Genomic DNA, 16,190 nt, shown 5'->3' with positions numbered 1-16,190 from the left:
CCGGTGCCCGACCGGATCGCTTCGGTCAAGGCGCGCGCCGGCGATGGCTGGCGTGCACTTCCGAAAACCTTCCATCGCGCTGCCGCCGCAGGGGAGCACATGAAGAGACTGCTGCAGCTTGCCTGCATTGCGCTCATCTGCCTGTCGGCGGCGGCGCCCGTGGCGGCGCAGGCAACCACCGCATCCCACGACCGGCGCATCGCGATCACCTTCGACGACCTGCCCTGGGCCAGCCTCGACCCGACCACGCCGCGGCCCGCGCAGGGTACGGTGCCGCCGCGCATCACGGCCGAGTACGCGCGCCTGCTGCAGGCCATCGAGGGAGCGGGGACCCCTGCCGTCGGTTTCGTCAACTCCGCGCGTCTGCTGGTCGGCGGCCAGCCGCAAGCGGACCGCACGGCGATGCTCGACGCCTGGCTCGATGCCGGACTGGAACTGGGCAACCACACCGCCACCCATGCCGACCTGCACGCCGTCGGCGTGCAGGCCTACGCGGACGACATCCTCGCCTGCGACCGCGTGCTGCGCCCGCTGCTGGCCAGGCGCGGCCATGAACCGCAATGGTTCCGTCACCCCTACCTGCGCACCGGGCACACACTGGAAGACAAGGCGGCGATGGACGTCTTTCTCGCCACGCACGGCTACCGCATCGCGCCGGTCACGGTCACCAGCTCCGACTGGATCTGGGCCGCCGCCTACGCCAGGGCGCTGGACAGCGGCGATGCCGCCACCCAGGCGAAGCTGCGTGCGCAATACGTGCCCTACCTGCTGCGCAGGGTGAACTACTTCGAGCACCGCTCGATCAGGCTGCTGGGCTATGCCTTGCCGCAGGTGATGCTGCTGCACGCCAACGCGCTCAATGCCGACACCTACCCCGATTTCGTCGCTGGCCTGCGCGCACGCGGCTACCGCTTCGTCAGCCTCGACGAAGCCTTGCGCGATCCCGCCTATCGGCGCGCGGACGAATTCACCGGCGCACTCGGCACCAGCTGGATCCATCGCTGGGCGATCGCCGCAGGCAGGTCGTGGAAGTTCTACAGCGGCGAGCCAACTTCGCCGAAATGGGTGATCGACCTGGCCGGCGTGCCCACGGACTCGGAGTAGCCCCCGCCCGCAAGCGGCAGCGCGGCACGACGGCCAGCCACGATCGATGGCCCCGCGATGCAGCTCAGCGCCCCGAGTGCCCTGGCTCGTCGTAGTCGCGATGGGTCAGCAGGCCGGGCCGGATCAGGTCGACGAAGGCACGCGCCTCGGCGCTGAGGAACTTGCCCTTGCGCATCACCACGCCGTAGCTGCGCTGCGGGAAGTACTGCTTCATGTTGCGCACCGCCAGCCGCGCACGGTCGGCCGCGGTGATGCAGATGCCGGTGACGATGGAGATGCCCAGGCCCATCGCCACGTATTCCTTGATCACGTCCCAGCCGCCCACCTCGATCGCCACGTGGTACGGCACCTGCCGCTGCTGGAACACCAGGTCGACCAGGCGATAGGTGGACAGCCGCTGCGGCGGCAGGATCAGGCCGTACGGCGCGATGTCCTCCAAGGTGATTTTCTCCTTCGCCGCCAGCGGATGGTCCGGCGGCAGGATCAGCATCGGGTCGTAGTGCTGTACCGGCGCCCAGGCGATGTCGTTGGGCACGTCCAGCATCGAGCCGACCGCGAAATCCGCCTCGTCGGCGCGCAGCAGGGCCAGGCCGTCCTTGCCGGTGACGTTGGCCAGTTGCAATTGCACCGCGGGAAAGCGTTCGCGGTAGCGGCGCACCAGGTCGGGCAGCAGGTACTGGATGGTCGAGGTGCCGGCGGCGATGGTCAGCCGACCGCCCTGCAGCCCCTTCACACGAGCCTGGAAGTCGCGGTCCAGAGTGTCCCAGCCCTCGACCAGCGGTCGCGCCAGCTCATACAGTGCCTCGCCCGCGTCGGTGAGGTTGATGCGCCGCCGGCGGCGCTCGAGCAGGCTCACTCCGAGTTCCCGCTCCAGTGCCTGCAGTTGCAGGCTGATGGTGGGCTGCGACAGGTACAGCGCCTCGGCGGCGCGGGTCAGCGTGCCCAGCTTCACCACGCTGACGAAGGCGCGCAGTTGCTTGTAGCGGTTGCCCTTGTAGTAGAAGCGCCCCGCGTCGGCCGGCTCGCCGCCGGTGCGCTTTTTTGCTGCACTGCGGTGCGATTTTTTGGCTTTGTCCGGCGTTTCAGCAGACCTTTTCATCGAGATCGTTCAATGTGTTGAGTCATATATTAATCATGATAATAGTAATGATTGAAACATTTGCTTTGTCAAACAGATGATTCCTGCCTAGCTTCGAGTCACCCAGACACGGAGCAAATCCATGGCAGTCCCGCAGGAACGACTCGACACCGGGGGCGTCGAGATACACGCCGACCCCACCGGTCACGCAGGCATCCTGACCCCCGCGGCGCTGGCCTTCCTGGCCCGGCTCCACCGCCGCTTCGAGGCCACCCGGCGGCGGCTGCTGCAGGCCCGGCACGAGCGTCAGGCTGGTTACGACGCCGGCGACCTGCCGGACTTCCGCGCCGACACCGCGGCGATCCGCGACGGCGACTGGCGCGTGGCGTCGATCCCGGCCGCGCTGCAGGACCGCCGCGTGGAGATCACCGGCCCGGTCGAGCGCAAGATGATCATCAACGCGCTGAACTCCGGCGCCAAGGTGTTCATGGCCGACTTCGAGGATTCCTCCTCGCCCACCTTCGCCAATCAGCTCGACGGCCAACTCAACCTGCGCGACGCGGTGGACGGCACGATCGCGTTCACCTCGCCCGACGGTAGGGAGTACCGCGTCGACGACAACCCGGCCGTGCTGGTGGTGCGCCCGCGCGGCTGGCACCTGCACGACCGCTTCTTCAGCGTGGACGGCGAGCCGGTGGCCGGCGCGCTGGTCGACTTCGGCCTGTTCGCGTTCCACAACGCCCGCGCGCTGCATGCGCGCGACCGCGGTCCGTACTTCTACCTGCCGAAACTCGAGGCGATGGAAGAAGCCGCGCTGTGGGACGCGGTGATGGCGGCGGCCGAGGAGGAACTGCAGCTGCCGCTCGGCACGATGAAGGCGACCGTGCTGATCGAGACGCTGCCGGCCGCGTTCCAGATGCACGAGATCCTGCACGCGCTGCGCCGCCGCGCGGCCGGCCTCAACTGCGGCCGCTGGGACTACATCTTCTCGTACCTGAAGACCCTGCGCGGGCACCGCGACCGCCTGCTGCCGGAACGCGGCCAGGTGCAGATGACCGCGCCGTTCCTGAAGGCCTATTCGGAATTGCTGATCCAGACCTGCCACCGCCGCGGCGCGTTCGCGATGGGCGGCATGGCCGCGCAGATCCCGATCAAGGGCGACGAGGCAGCGAACGAGGCGGCGCTGGCCAAGGTGCGCGCCGACAAGCTGCGCGAGGTCAAGGCCGGCCACGACGGCACCTGGGTGGCGCATCCGGCGCTGGTGCCGGTGGCGCAGGCCATCTTCGACCAGTACATGCCGGCGCCGAACCAGCTCGACGTGCTGCGCGAGGACGTGCGCGTGACGCGCGAACAGCTGCTCGCTGCGCCGGTCGGCACGATCACCCGCGCGGGCTTCGACAACAACGTCGAGGTGTGTCTGCGCTACACCGCCGCCTGGCTGGACGGCCTGGGCTGCGTGCCGATCCACCACCTGATGGAGGATGCCGCCACCGCCGAGATCGCCCGTGCGCAGCTGTGGCAGTGGCTGCATCACGGGCACCTCGAATTTCCCGACCACGCGCCGATCGACTTCGCCCTGTTCGATCACGCCCTCGCCGCCCACGTCCATCGCCTGCGCGACAGCCGGCATCCCGGCGCCGCCCGCGCCGATGATGCCGCCGCGCTGCTCTCGGCCATGACCCACGCCAGCACGCTCGGCGACTTCCTCACCCTGCCCGCCTACGACCAGCTTTGACGACACCACCCCTTTCCCAACAGGGGCTCAAAACCAACGGAGCCGCACCATGAAGACCACTCTGCCCACCACCGAACAGATCACCCTGGACTGGAACAACAACCCGCGCTGGACCGGCGTGAAGCGCAACTACGCCGCCGAGGACGTAGTGCGCCTGCGCGGCACCGTCGCGGTGGAGCACTCGCTGGCGCGCCGCGGCGCCGAACGGCTGTGGAAGTCGCTGCACAGCGAGGACTTCGTCAATGCGCTGGGCGCGCTCACCGGCAACCAGGCGATGCAGCAGGTGAAGGCCGGCCTGCAGGCGATCTACCTCTCCGGCTGGCAGGTCGCCGCCGACGCCAACGTGGCCGGCGAGATGTATCCCGACCAGTCGTTGTACCCCGCCAACTCGGTGCCGCTGGTGGTCAAGCGGATCAACAACACCCTGCTGCGCGCCGACCAACTGCACCACGCCGAGGGCAAGGACGACTGCGACTGGCTGGTGCCGATCGTGGCCGACGCCGAGGCCGGTTTCGGCGGTGTGCTGAACGCGTTCGAGCTGATGAAGGCGATGATCGAGGCCGGCGCCGCCGGCGTGCATTTCGAGGATCAGCTGGCCTCGGTGAAGAAGTGCGGCCACATGGGCGGCAAGGTGCTGGTGCCGACCCGCGAGGCGGTGGACAAGCTCAACGCCGCGCGACTGGCCGCCGACGTCGCCGGCGTGCCGACCCTGCTGGTGGCGCGCACCGACGCCGACGCCGCCGACTTGCTCACCTCCGACATCGACCCCAACGACAGGCCGTTCATCACCGGCGAGCGCACCGTCGAGGGCTTCTTCCGCGTCAGGCCGGGCCTGGACCAGGCGATCAGCCGCGGCCTTGCCTACGCGCCGTACGCCGACCTGATCTGGTGCGAGACCAGCAAGCCGAACCTGGATGACGCGCGCCGCTTCGCCGAAGCGATCCACGCGAAATTCCCCGGCAAGCTGCTGGCCTACAACTGCTCGCCCAGCTTCAACTGGAAGAAGAACCTGGACGACGCCACCATCGCCAACTTCCAGAAGGAACTGGGCGCGATGGGCTACAAGTTCCAGTTCATCACCCTGGCCGGCTTCCACAGCCTCAACTACGGCATGTTCGACCTGGCGCACGGCTACGCGCGCCGCCAGATGAGCGCCTTCGTGGAACTGCAGGAAAGGGAATTCGCCGCCGCCGAACGCGGCTTCACCGCGGTGAAGCACCAGCGCGAAGTCGGCACCGGTTACTTCGACCAGGTGACCCAGGCGATCCAGCAGGGCCAGTCCTCGACCACCGCGCTGAAGGGCTCCACCGAGGAAGCACAGTTCAAGCAGGCCTCGGCGGCGTGACACCCGTCGAAAACCCGCAGGAGCCCGCTCACGGGCGATGCCTTTGCTGCATCCAAGAGCATCGCCCGTGAGCGGGCTCCTGCGGGTTCGTCATTCGGGGCGGGGCTCCGATGGCGGCACCAGCGCGATCACTGTCCAGCCTGGCTTCGGCTCCAGCTCGCGCTTGGCCGACGCCACCCGCAACGTGCCTTTTTCCTCCACGCCGAACATCAGCAGCGTGTTCGATCCGTACTGCTCGATGAAGTGCGGCCAATCGAACGTGCTGGTCAACTTCGTCGACTTGATCCGCCAGCCCTGCTCCATCATCTCGGCGAAGCGGCCGTGGGTCATCGTCTCGTCGAACAGCGGCGGCGCCAGCAGGCTGCCGGCCAGCGCCGCGCGGTCGGTGTTCTCCTGCGGCGTGAGGTTGCGCAACCGGTACACCTTCTGGCGCCCGAACTCCTGCCGGTAATGCACGCAGGCCAGCGAGTTGCGCTCGCGATGGGTGGACACCGCCAGCAGCCGGCCGATGCCGGTGAGGTCGAGGTGGCGCTCGGCATGCGGCGAGGCCGGGTTGCCGAAGAACGTGGCCAACCCCTCCATCCGCGCCAGCCGGATGCCGTCCCAGTCGTCGTCGGCCAGCACCACGCGGAAACCAGCGTCGTGCAGCGACTTGCCGATCGCGCGGGCCACCGGGTCCGAGCCGAAGACCAGCACGCCGCGCGGCTCCGGCTCGGCCACCTTCAACCAGATCGCCAGCGGTCGTGCGGTGGCGCTCTGCAGGATCACCGTGCCGATGATCAGGGTGAACACCAGCGGCACCAGCGCCTCGGCGCCGGCCACGCCAAGCTGATCCAGGCGCAACGCGAACAGCGCGGAGACCGACGCCGCCACGATGCCGCGCGGCGCCACCCAGCCGATCAGTGCGCGCTCGCGCCAGTTCAGGCCGCTGCCGAAACTCGACAGCGCCACGGTCAGCGGGCGCACCAGCAGCTGCGCGATCACGAACAGCGCGATGCCGGCGCCCAGCATGCCGTCCGGCAGCGGCCAGTGCAGCCGCGCCGCCAGCAGAATGAACAGCAGCGACACCAGCACCGTGGTGAGGCTCTCCTTGAAGTCGAGGATGTCGTCGATGTGCACGCCGCGCAGGTTGCCCAGCGCGATGCCCATGATCGTCACCGCCAGCAGGCCCGACTCGTGGGTCAGCGTGTTGGAGATGCTGAAGGCCATCAGCACCGCTGCCAGCACCGCGTAGTTCTGCAGGTACTCGGGGATCAGCTGGCGGCGCAGGAAGAACGCCATCAGCCAGGCGGACAAGGCGCCGATGATCACGCCGCAGCCGATGGTGGCGATGAACACGCCGATGGTGTGGCCTTCCTCGCGCGACACGATCGCTTCGTAGATCAGCACCGCGAACAGCGCGCCCAGCGGGTCGATCACGATGCCTTCCCAGCGCAGCGTGTTGGCGATGCGCGCGTTCGGGCGCAGCGTGCGCAGCATCGGCGCGATCACCGTCGGCCCGGTCACGCAGGCCAGTGCGCCGAACAGCAGCGCGATCGGCCAGGCCAGCCCGGCAACGAGATGCGCAGCCAGCGCCAGCAACAGCAACGAAGCGATCGCGCCGTAGCTGACCAGCCCGCGCACCGCTTTGCCGATCCCCGGCAGTTCGTGGAAACGCAGGGTCAGGCTGCCCTCGAACAGGATCAGCGCCACCGCCAGCGACACGCCCGGGAACAACAGCCCGCCGAGCAGCCTGTCCGGCTCGAGTACGCCACTGACCGGCCCTAGCACGATGCCGGCCAGCAACAGGAACAGGATGGCCGGCAGCTTCACCCGCCAGGCCAGCCACTGCGCCAGGAAGCCGATCATCAGCATGCCGGCGAGCATCAGGCCCAGCTCGATCGTCATCGCAGTCCTTGGGAAGATCAGGCCGCTATCGAAGCATGCACCGGCGGCGACGTCCAGTCGGCAGGCGAAATTCAGAAGCGCCGGTATTGCAGCGCCTCGGCCAGGTGTTCGCGCTCGAGCAGGGCCGCACCGCCATCGAGATCGGCGATGGTACGGGCCACCCGCAGTACGCGGTGGTAGGCGCGGGCGGACAGGCCCAGCCGCTCCAGCGCCGATTCGAACCAGCGCCGCTCGGCCGGCCCCAGCGCGCAGTCGCGCTCCAGTTCGCGCGTGCTGATCTCGGCGTTCGGCCGGCCCGCGCGCATCAGCGATTGCCGCCGCGCCTTGAGCACGCGTGCGCGTACCGTGGCGGAATCCTCGTCGCGCTCGTTGCGCGGCGTGCCCAGTTCGGCCAGCGGTACCGGCGGCACTTCCACGCACAGGTCGATACGGTCGAGCAGTGGCCCGGAGATGCGTGCACGATAGCGCTGGATCTGGTCCGGCGTGCATTGGCACCGCGGGTCGCCGGCGTAACCGCAAGGGCAGGGATTCATCGCCGCGACCAACTGGAACTGGGCGGGAAACGCCGACTGCCGCGCTGCCCGCGAGATTACGATGTGTCCCGATTCCATCGGCTCGCGCAGTACTTCCAGCACGTGCCGACTGAACTCCGGCAACTCGTCCAGGAACAGCACGCCGTTGTGCGCCAGCGAGATCTCGCCCGGGCGCGGATACGAACCGCCGCCGACCAGCGCCACTGCCGACGCGGTGTGGTGCGGGGCACGAAACGGGCGCCGCCGCCAATGCTTCGGATCGGCGACCTGCCCGGCCACCGACAGCACGGCGCAGGTTTCCAGTGCCTCCGACTCCGACAGCGGCGGCAGGATGCCGGGCAGGCGCTCGGCCAGCATGGTCTTGCCGGTGCCCGGCGGCCCGACCAGCAGCAGATGGTGGCCGCCGACCGCAGTGATCTCCAGCGCGCGCCGAGCCTGCAGCTGGCCGCGCACGTCGGCCAGGTCGGGACCATCTTCGGCACCGCCGTTACCGGGAATGCCCACCGGCATCGACAGTTCGTGCGCGCCACGCAGCCAGCCGCACACTTCGGCCAGCGTGTCGGCCACCCGCACGTCCACATCCGGCACCAGTGCCGCTTCGGCGGCGTTCTCGCGCGGCACCACCACCCGGCGCCCGCGCGCCCGTGCGCGCAGCAGCGCCGGCAACACACCGGAGACGCTGCGCAGCATGCCGGTCAGCGCCAGTTCGCCGAGGAATTCGCAGTCGTCCAGCTTTTCGCGCGGCACCTGGCCGCTGGCAGCAAGGATGCCCAGCGCGATCGGCAGGTCGAAACGACCGCCGTCCTTGGGCAGCTCGGCCGGCGCCAGGTTCACCGTGACGCGACGGCCGGGGTACTCGAACGCGGTGTTCTGGATCGCCACGCGCACACGGTCGCGCGCCTCGCGCACCGCGGCTTCGGGCAGACCGACGATACTGGTGCTCGGCAAGCCGCCGGAAAGATGCACCTCGACCATCACCTGCGGCGCGGCGACACCTTCCTGGGCACGACTGAGGGTGACGGCAAGACTCATGCGACCGCCAGCGACGTCAGGCGGCGAACGGCGGACGGAGCACCGACGAAAACAGGCATCGGCATCGAACGCTCCATCAGCGGCACTGGATAAATAACCGCCTCCGATCGTTCTCGGGGTGAGGGTGACGGATCGGAGGCGGCTCCCGGGAGGCGGTAGTCACTGACCCGCGCGGGCAGCCAGCGTGGCCTCCAATTCGGCCACGCGTCGCTCCAATTCGTCGACCTTGGCGCGTGTGCGCGCCAGCACCTGGGACTGGACGTCGAATTCTTCACGGGTGACCAGGTCGAGGCGGCGCAGTCCTTGCACCAGAACATCCTGGAAGTTGGTCCGCAAATCCTGATGCGCCTGTGCCACCCCTGGCGGTACCAACGACACAAGTCGCAGGGCAATCTTGTCGATATCCTGCCTATCCATCATGGATAGCGCCTCGAACTCGTCGAGGTAGATACTAGGTGAACGGAAATTGGGCGCGCCATCGGTATGCTCCGTCAAAAACTGTAGGGATTGTCCTACACGCGCCACTCCCGGCGCGACAATGCCCCGTCGCACAGGCAGAATGTGGCCTCAGCCCAACCGATACTTTGCAAGGAACCACCCATGAAGCTGGTCGTGGCGATCATCAAGCCGTTCAAGCTGGACGACGTGCGCGAGGCGCTGGCCGAGGTCGGTGTGCAAGGCATCACGGTCACCGAAGTGAAGGGTTTCGGGCGCCAGAAAGGTCACACCGAGCTGTACCGCGGTGCCGAATACGTGGTCGACTTCCTGCCCAAGATCAAGCTGGAAGTGGCGGTGGCCGACGACCAGCTCGACCGCGTGATCGAGGCGATCCAGGCCTCCGCGCGCACCGGCAAGATCGGCGACGGCAAGATCTTCGTCAGCACGCTGGAGCAGGTGATCCGCATCCGCACCGGCGAGCTGGATCACGACGCACTTTAACCCGCCGCTGTCCGCCCACGAAACGATCTGCACACAATCTGTTGGGTTGACCCTTCCCCGGTCACCCGATATGTTGTGTGCGTCGGTGCCCGACCCGATGCGACATCGGTCGGGCTTAAAAGGGAATCCGGTGTAACTCCGGAACTGCCCCGCAGCGGTAAAGCGGAAACGAAAGCCCCCACATGCACTGGCCCTCCGTGGCTGGGAAGCGGGAGCAAGTAGGCGGATCGCGCTGATCCTCGTCCGCAAGTCCGAAGACCTGCCGGCACATCGGGGCGAACGTGCCCCGGTGCGTAGTGGCGGCTTCCGCGGGGAAGTGCGTCGTGGAGCTGGTCGCCGCATGGCGTCCGCTTGCGCGCCGCTCCTGGACTCCGTCGCTATCAGGCCCTGCGCGCGGGAGCAGGCGTTTGATGTCCTTCGCCGGAGCCACCTGCCATGCAAGCCCCCGATACCGCCGAACGCGAGCGTGCCGACGCGCGCATCGAATCCCCAAGCCCGTCCGCCGACAGCGCGTTCGCGCTGACCTCTCCGCACAGCGCGGCCTCCATGCACGTGACCAAGCGCAACGGCGGCCGGGAAGCCGTCGACGTCAACAAGATCGTGCGCGCCGTGGCGCGCAACGCCGAGGGCCTGCACGGCGTCGACCCGCTGCGGGTGGCGCTGAAGACCATCGGCGGCCTCTACGACGCAGCTACCACCGCCGAGCTGGACCAGCTTTCCATCCGCACCGCCGCCGCGCTGACCGCGGAGGAACCCGAATACGGCCAGCTGGCCGCGCGCCTGCTCGGCGCGTACATCGACAAGGAAGTCAGCGGCCAGGAAATCCAGAGCTTTTCGCAGTCGATCGCACGCAGCGCGGAGCTGGGTATCCTCAACGATCGCCTGCGCGATTTCGTCGCCGCCAACGCGCGCAAGCTCAACGACGCGATCGACCCGCTGGCCACCCGCCGCTTCGAGTACTTCGGCCTGCGCACGGTGTACGACCGCTACCTGCTGCGCCACCCGCAACGGCGGCTGGTGCTCGAGACGCCGCAGCACTTCTTCATGCGCATCGCCTGCGCCCTGGGCGGCAACGAGATCGGCGAGACGCTGGAACTCTACCGGTTGCTGTCGTCACTGGAATACCTCGCCAGCTCGCCCACCCTGTTCAACGCCGGCACCGCGCACGAACAACTGAGCTCGTGCTACCTGCTCGACTCGCCGACCGATTCGCTGGAGTCGATCTACGACAAGTACGCCGACGTGGCCAAGCTCAGCAAGTTCGCCGGCGGCATCGGCCTGGCGTATTCGCGGGTGCGTTCGCGCGGCTCGCTGATCCGCGGCACCAACGGCCATTCCAACGGCCTGGTGCCGTGGCTGAAGACGCTGGACGCGTCGGTCGCCGCGGTGAACCAGGGCGGAAAACGCAAGGGCGCGGCATGCGTCTACCTGGAATCGTGGCACGCCGACATCGAGGACTTCCTCGAGCTGCGCGACAACACCGGCGACGACGCGCGTCGCGCGCACAATCTCAATATCGCGAACTGGATTCCCGACGAATTCATGCGTCGGGTCGAGGACGACGACGAGTGGTCGCTGTTCGATCCGAAGATGGTGCCGCACTTCGTCGACAGCTGGGGCGACACGTTCGACACCGCCTATCGCCAGGCCGAAGCCGACGGCTTGGCCGTGAAGACGGTGAAGGCGCGCGACTTGTACGCGCGCATGATGCGCACGCTGGCGCAGACCGGCAACGGCTGGATGACGTTCAAGGACCGCTGCAACGCCACCTCCAACCAGACGGCCAATCCCGAGAACGTGATCCATCTGTCCAACCTGTGCACCGAGATCCTGGAAGTGAGCTCGGCGAGCGAAACGGCCGTGTGCAACCTTGGCTCGGTAAACCTGGCGCGACATGTCGTCGACGACGCATTCGACTTTCAGCAATTGGCCTCGACCGTGCGTACCGCGGTGCGCCAGCTCGACCGGGTGATCGACCTCAACTACTACCCGATCGACACGGCGCGCACCGCCAACATGAAGTGGCGCCCGGTCGGACTCGGCGTGATGGGCCTGCAGGACGTGTTCTTCAAGCTGCGGCTGCCGTTCGACTCGGCCGAGGCGCTGGCGCTGTCCACGCGCATCGCCGAGGAGATCTACTTCAACGCCTTGTCGCAGTCATGCGAGCTGGCCGAGGCGGAAGGCGCGCACCCAGGCTTCGCCGAAAGCCGCGCCGCGAACGGCGAGCTGCAGTTCGATCATTGGCCCAGCGCCGCGCCGCACGACGGCGCACGCTGGAACGCCTTGCGCGAACGCATCAAGCAACATGGCTTGCGCAACTCCCTGCTGATCGCGATCGCACCCACCGCCACCATCGCCTCGATCGCCGGCTGCTACGAATGCATCGAGCCACAGATATCGAACCTGTTCAAGCGTGAGACGCTGTCCGGCGACTTCCTGCAGGTGAATCGCCATCTGGCCGACGAACTGAAAACGCTGGGACTGTGGACGTCCGAAATCCGCGACGCGATCAAGCTGGCGGAAGGTTCGATCCAGGGTATCGCGGCGATCCCCGAACGCCTGCGCCAGATCTACCGCACCGTGTGGGAACTGCCGCAGAAGTCGCTGATCGACCTGGCCGCCGCGCGCGGCGCCTGGATCGACCAGAGCCAGTCGCTGAACCTGTTCATGGAAAACCCGAACATCGGCCAGTTGAGCTCGATGTACATGTACGCGTGGAAATCCGGCATCAAGACCACGTATTACCTGCGCTCGCGTCCGGCGACGAAGATCGCCAAGACCACGGTGTCGGCGCCGTCCGACCAGGCCCATGCGACCGCCGCGGTGGTTTGTTCACTGGAGAACCCGGAGTATTGCGAGGCCTGCCAATGACGCCATGAGGTGTCGCGATGAAGCGCTACCGGAATCTCGATGGCAACTCCGGCGTCGCCGCGTACGAATGCGGTGACGGCTTCATCCGCATCCGCTTCGTCAATGGCGAAACTTACGAATACACCGACGAGGTCACTGGCCGCGCGCATGTCGCGAACATGCAGAAACTCGCGCAAGCCGGCCTGGGCCTCGCCACCTATGTCAGCCGCTTCGTGCATGACGCCTATGCGCGCAAGCTTTGAATCGAAGGAACCCCATGTCCGCCCAACCCGTCCGCAACGCCCACATCCTCGACCCGGGCTTCGAACTCACCCTGCGCCCGATGCGCTACCCGGGCTTCTACGAGATGTACCGCAACGCGATCAAGAACACCTGGACCGTCGAGGAGGTGGATTTCTCGATGGACACGCGCGACCTCGACACCAAGATGTCCGCCGCCGACCGCCACCTGATCCGGCGCCTGGTGGCGTTCTTCGCCACCGGCGACACCATCGTGTCGAACAACCTGGTGCTGAACCTGTACCAGCACGTCAATGCACCGGAGGCGCGCATGTTCCTGTCGCGCCAGCTGTACGAGGAAGCGCTGCACGTGCAGTTCTACCTCACCCTGCTGGACACCTACATTCCCGATCCGACCGAGCGCAGCGCCGCGTTCGCCGCGATCGAGACGATCCCGTCGATCCGCCAGAAGGGCGCGTTCTGCTTCAAATGGATCGACTCGATCCAGGACCTGCGCCGGCTGGAAACGCGCGAGCACCGCCGCCAGTTCCTGCTCAACCTGATCTGCTTCGCCGCCTGCATCGAGGGGCTGTTCTTCTACGCCGCCTTCGCCTATGTCTACTACCTGCGATCGCGCGGCCTGCTGCATGGGCTCGCCGCCGGCACCAACTGGGTGTTCCGCGACGAGAGCGGACACATGGCGTTCGCGTTCGAGGTGGTGCGCACCGTGCGCGCGCAGGAACCCGAGCTGTTCGACGATGCCATGCGCGCGCAGGTCGAGGAGATGGTGGAGGACGCGATCGCCTGCGAGACCCAGTTCGCCGAAGACGTGCTGTCCGGCGGCGTCGCCGGCATGTCGGTGAAGGACATGCGCCAGTACCTCGAATACTGCGCCGACCAGCGCCTGGCCCAGCTCGAGCTGCCGAAAAAGTACGGCGCGAAGAACCCGTTCGACTTCATGGACCTGCAGGACGTGCAGGAACTGGCCAACTTCTTCGAACGCCGCGTCTCGGCCTACCAGGTCGGCGTGCAGGGCGAGGTGGCGTTCGACATGGCGTTCTGAGCGATGTGCCGGGCGGCCTATTGACTACAGGTGTAGTCACGGCGTAGCTTGACTACACCTGTAGTCACGCGATCGTCCGTCATGCGCAAACCCTCCATCGGCGACCAGGAACTGGCGCTGCTGCAACACATCGACGAAGTCGGCGCCGCCTCGGTCGGCGAGGTGGCGGTGAGCTTCGGCGAGCCGCGCGGGCTGGCCCGCTCCACCGTGCTGACCATGATGGAACGCCTGCGCGGCAAGGGCTATCTCAAGCGCCGCCAATCGAAGGGCGTGTTCCGCTACAGCACCGCCACGGGCCCGGGCGAGGCGATGCGCAGCGCGGTGGGCAGTTTCGTCGAGAAGACGCTGAGCGGCTCGGTCTCGCCGTTCGTGGCCTGGATGTCCGAGCGTGCCGAAGTTTCCGACACCGAACTGGCCGAGCTCGAGGCGCTGGTAAGCCAGCTGCAATCACGGCGCAAGGAGTCGTGAGATGGACGCGCTCAACCATTTTTCCGACATCCTGCTGACGCGACTGGTCTGGACGTCCATCCAGGCCGCCGTGCTGATCGGCGCCGTCTACCTGGCCGGCCGTCTGTGGCCGCGCCTGTCCGCGGCGATGCGCTGCATGCTGTGGTGGCTGGTCGGCGCGCAACTGCTGCTCGGCCTGCTGTGGCACGCGCCGCTGGAGCTTCCGCTGCTGTCGCACGCACCGCTGGAAGCGATCGTGCCGGTCACGCCGCCCGTGACGTTCTTCGCCACCACGGCGACCGCCGGCGCCGTGCTGCCGTCGATCGCTGCGTCAACCACACCGGCGCCGTCCTGGCGTACCGGCGTCGCCCTGTCGTGGCTGGCCGTCGTGCTGTTGCAGGCGCTGATCGCACTGCGGCAAGGGCGGCAGGCGCGCCGCATGCTGCGCGAATCGCAAGTCTTGCGCGATGCTTCGCTGCAAGCGCTGTGCGCGCGGCAGGCGCGGCAACTCGGCTTGCGCCGCTGCCCACGGCTGCGCGTCTCGGACGCGATCGTCTCGCCGCAGGTAACCGGCCTGTGGCGACCCACCGTACTGCTGCCCGCCGGCCGCGCGCTCAGCGCCGAGGAAGCGGCGATGGCGCTCGCGCACGAGCTGGCCCACCTGCGCCGTGGCGATCTGTGGCTGGCCTGGGTGCCGGCGCTTGCGCAGTGCCTGTTCTGCTTCCATCCGCTGGTGCGCTGGGCGATGCGCGAGTACGCACTCAACCGCGAATCGGCCTGCGATGCGCAGGTCGTGCAGCACGACCGTGCCGCACCGCAGGACTACGGCCGCCTGCTGCTGCGCCTCGGCGTGGCGCAGCCGATGCACGCCGGTCTCGCCGGCGCTTCCCCGTCCTTCCACAACCTCAAGAGGCGACTGACCATGCTGCAGCAAACCGTGAACCAGCCGCCATCACGCACGCGCGGCTGGCTGCTCGTCGCAGTGATCGCCCTCGTCGGCGTGCTGCCCTATCGCGTGACAACCGCCGGCGCGAACGGCACTCCCGCCACGCCGGCTTCCACGCAGGCAAGCCTGCTGCCGCCACCGCCGCCGGCCCCTCCAGCAGCACCACTCCCCGCCGTGCCCGCCCTGCCTGCCGCGCCCGCCCCGCCCGCCCCGCCCGCTCCTCCGCCGGCACCACCGCTGCCACCCGCCCCGCCGCACGACGCCAGCGGTCTGCGCGTCCACTACGCCAACATCGCCATCCATACCGACGCCAGCGAAGGCTTCGCGCTGCTCGACGGCGATGCCGCCGTCGTCAATGGCAGCGATGCCGATCTCGCCGCCGCGAAGCGCCTGCAGCGGAACGGCAAGTCCATGCTGTGGTTTCGCCGCGGCGACAAGGCCTGGCTGATCGACGACGCCGCCTACGTGCAGCGCGCCAAGGCCGCCTACGCGCCGGTCGACGCCTTGGCCAGGCAGCAAGGCGAACTGGGCGGCAAGCAGGGTGCACTCGGCGGCAAACAGGGAGCCCTGGGTGCGCGGCAAGGCATGCTCGGTGCGCAGCAGGGACAACTGGCGGGCCGGCGCGCCATGCTGGCCAGCCAGCAGGCCATGCTCACCGCGCCATCCGGCCAGCGCGACCACGCCGCTGAAGTGCAGGCAAACCGCGCCAGGCTGGAAGCCAGCGAACAGGAACTCGACCGGCAGCAGGCAAAGCTCAGCCAGCAACAGGCGGAGCTGGGTCGGCAGCAGGCCGAGCTCGGCAAGCAACAGGAAGCGCTCGGCACGCAACAGGAAGCGCTGGGCAAGCGCCAGCAAGAGGCCTCCAGCCAAGCCAGCCAGCAGATCCGCAAGCTGCTGGACGAAGCGATCGCCAAGGGCGTCGCGAAACCGACGGCCCTGCGCTGAGCGAAATCTCGCAGTTGCCCCTGCAATCACGCGTCGCCTTGCTCCC

General features: G+C 67.8%; 13 protein-coding genes and 1 riboswitch. Of the genes, 9 read left to right on the top strand and 4 right to left on the bottom strand.

Going from position 1 to position 16,190, the window contains the following annotated elements; translation table 11 throughout:
* Nucleotides 1-99: 99 nt before the first annotated feature.
* Complete coding sequence (locus R5H19_RS00900) at nucleotides 100-1,104, top strand: polysaccharide deacetylase family protein (protein ID WP_318157088.1); 1,005 nt, start codon at nucleotides 100-102, stop codon at nucleotides 1,102-1,104.
* A 64-nt stretch (nucleotides 1,105-1,168) separates the two neighbouring features.
* Here the strand turns inward: R5H19_RS00900 and R5H19_RS00895 are convergent, their stop codons facing one another.
* Nucleotides 1,169-2,203 carry a LysR family transcriptional regulator gene (locus tag R5H19_RS00895; RefSeq protein ID WP_318157087.1) on the bottom strand — a complete coding sequence of 345 codons (1,035 nt, stop codon included), beginning with the start codon at nucleotides 2,201-2,203 and terminating at the stop codon, nucleotides 1,169-1,171.
* Nucleotides 2,204-2,324: 121 nt separating this feature from the next.
* On the opposite strand from R5H19_RS00895, the gene aceB reads away from it, so the two are divergent.
* Nucleotides 2,325-3,917 carry a malate synthase A gene (aceB, locus tag R5H19_RS00890; protein ID WP_318157086.1) on the top strand — a complete coding sequence of 531 codons (1,593 nt, stop codon included), beginning with the start codon at nucleotides 2,325-2,327 and terminating at the stop codon, nucleotides 3,915-3,917.
* A gap of 49 nt (nucleotides 3,918-3,966) precedes the next feature.
* A complete protein-coding gene (gene aceA, locus R5H19_RS00885; protein WP_318157085.1) occupies nucleotides 3,967-5,262 on the top strand; it encodes an isocitrate lyase in 1,296 nt (431 codons plus the stop codon).
* A 90-nt stretch (nucleotides 5,263-5,352) separates the two neighbouring features.
* On the opposite strand, the gene R5H19_RS00880 is transcribed toward aceA, so the two are convergent.
* The 3 genes from R5H19_RS00880 to R5H19_RS00870 all read right to left on the bottom strand — a co-directional run bounded on the left by R5H19_RS00880 (nucleotide 5,353) and on the right by R5H19_RS00870 (nucleotide 9,134).
* Complete coding sequence (locus tag R5H19_RS00880) at nucleotides 5,353-7,149, bottom strand: sodium:proton antiporter (protein ID WP_318157084.1); 1,797 nt, start codon at nucleotides 7,147-7,149, stop codon at nucleotides 5,353-5,355.
* Between the two features lie 71 nt (nucleotides 7,150-7,220).
* A complete protein-coding gene (locus R5H19_RS00875) occupies nucleotides 7,221-8,714 on the bottom strand; it encodes a YifB family Mg chelatase-like AAA ATPase (protein ID WP_318157083.1) in 1,494 nt (497 codons plus the stop codon).
* 159 nt (nucleotides 8,715-8,873) lie between these two features.
* Nucleotides 8,874-9,134 carry an accessory factor UbiK family protein gene (locus R5H19_RS00870; protein WP_318158127.1) on the bottom strand — a complete coding sequence of 87 codons (261 nt, stop codon included), beginning with the start codon at nucleotides 9,132-9,134 and terminating at the stop codon, nucleotides 8,874-8,876.
* Nucleotides 9,135-9,314: 180 nt separating this feature from the next.
* On the opposite strand from R5H19_RS00870, the gene glnK reads away from it, so the two are divergent.
* The 6 genes from glnK (at nucleotide 9,315) to R5H19_RS00840 (ending at nucleotide 16,144) form a co-directional block, all read left to right on the top strand.
* A complete protein-coding gene (glnK, locus tag R5H19_RS00865) occupies nucleotides 9,315-9,653 on the top strand; it encodes a P-II family nitrogen regulator (RefSeq protein ID WP_108472059.1) in 339 nt (112 codons plus the stop codon).
* Between the two features lie 66 nt (nucleotides 9,654-9,719).
* Nucleotides 9,720-9,935, top strand: a riboswitch (cobalamin riboswitch).
* Between the two features lie 153 nt (nucleotides 9,936-10,088).
* Nucleotides 10,089-12,524, top strand: coding sequence for a ribonucleoside-diphosphate reductase subunit alpha (locus R5H19_RS00860; RefSeq protein WP_318157082.1), 2,436 nt, complete (start codon nucleotides 10,089-10,091; stop codon nucleotides 12,522-12,524).
* Between the two features lie 17 nt (nucleotides 12,525-12,541).
* Nucleotides 12,542-12,766 (top strand): hypothetical protein, encoded by a 225-nt coding sequence (locus R5H19_RS00855; protein ID WP_318157081.1) that lies wholly within the window; start codon nucleotides 12,542-12,544, stop codon nucleotides 12,764-12,766.
* Nucleotides 12,767-12,780: 14 nt separating this feature from the next.
* Complete coding sequence (locus R5H19_RS00850; RefSeq protein WP_318157080.1) at nucleotides 12,781-13,806, top strand: ribonucleotide-diphosphate reductase subunit beta; 1,026 nt, start codon at nucleotides 12,781-12,783, stop codon at nucleotides 13,804-13,806.
* 81 nt (nucleotides 13,807-13,887) lie between these two features.
* Nucleotides 13,888-14,274 carry a BlaI/MecI/CopY family transcriptional regulator gene (locus R5H19_RS00845; protein ID WP_318157079.1) on the top strand — a complete coding sequence of 129 codons (387 nt, stop codon included), beginning with the start codon at nucleotides 13,888-13,890 and terminating at the stop codon, nucleotides 14,272-14,274.
* A 1-nt stretch (nucleotide 14,275) separates the two neighbouring features.
* Nucleotides 14,276-16,144, top strand: coding sequence for a M56 family metallopeptidase (locus tag R5H19_RS00840; protein ID WP_318157078.1), 1,869 nt, complete (start codon nucleotides 14,276-14,278; stop codon nucleotides 16,142-16,144).
* The last annotated feature ends 46 nt before the right edge of the window (nucleotides 16,145-16,190 follow it).

Source organism: Rhodanobacter sp. KK11 (genome assembly GCF_033345435.1).
GTDB lineage: Bacteria > Pseudomonadota > Gammaproteobacteria > Xanthomonadales > Rhodanobacteraceae > Rhodanobacter.
This window is presented reverse-complemented; position numbering and strand designations above follow the sequence as displayed.

Bases quoted from the DNA above. Each gene is read 5' to 3' on its own strand.
- R5H19_RS00900 (WP_318157088.1), top strand. From the start codon at position 100: ATGAAGAGACTGCTGCAGCTTGCCTGCATTGCGCTCATCTGCCTGTCG.
- R5H19_RS00895 (WP_318157087.1), bottom strand. From the start codon at position 2,203: ATGAAAAGGTCTGCTGAAACGCCGGACAAAGCCAAAAAATCGCACCGC.
- aceB (WP_318157086.1), top strand. From the start codon at position 2,325: ATGGCAGTCCCGCAGGAACGACTCGACACCGGGGGCGTCGAGATACAC.
- aceA (WP_318157085.1), top strand. From the start codon at position 3,967: ATGAAGACCACTCTGCCCACCACCGAACAGATCACCCTGGACTGGAAC.
- R5H19_RS00880 (WP_318157084.1), bottom strand. From the start codon at position 7,149: ATGACGATCGAGCTGGGCCTGATGCTCGCCGGCATGCTGATGATCGGC.
- R5H19_RS00875 (WP_318157083.1), bottom strand. From the start codon at position 8,714: ATGAGTCTTGCCGTCACCCTCAGTCGTGCCCAGGAAGGTGTCGCCGCG.
- R5H19_RS00870 (WP_318158127.1), bottom strand. From the start codon at position 9,134: ATGATGGATAGGCAGGATATCGACAAGATTGCCCTGCGACTTGTGTCG.
- glnK (WP_108472059.1), top strand. From the start codon at position 9,315: ATGAAGCTGGTCGTGGCGATCATCAAGCCGTTCAAGCTGGACGACGTG.
- R5H19_RS00860 (WP_318157082.1), top strand. From the start codon at position 10,089: ATGCAAGCCCCCGATACCGCCGAACGCGAGCGTGCCGACGCGCGCATC.
- R5H19_RS00855 (WP_318157081.1), top strand. From the start codon at position 12,542: ATGAAGCGCTACCGGAATCTCGATGGCAACTCCGGCGTCGCCGCGTAC.
- R5H19_RS00850 (WP_318157080.1), top strand. From the start codon at position 12,781: ATGTCCGCCCAACCCGTCCGCAACGCCCACATCCTCGACCCGGGCTTC.
- R5H19_RS00845 (WP_318157079.1), top strand. From the start codon at position 13,888: ATGCGCAAACCCTCCATCGGCGACCAGGAACTGGCGCTGCTGCAACAC.
- R5H19_RS00840 (WP_318157078.1), top strand. From the start codon at position 14,276: ATGGACGCGCTCAACCATTTTTCCGACATCCTGCTGACGCGACTGGTC.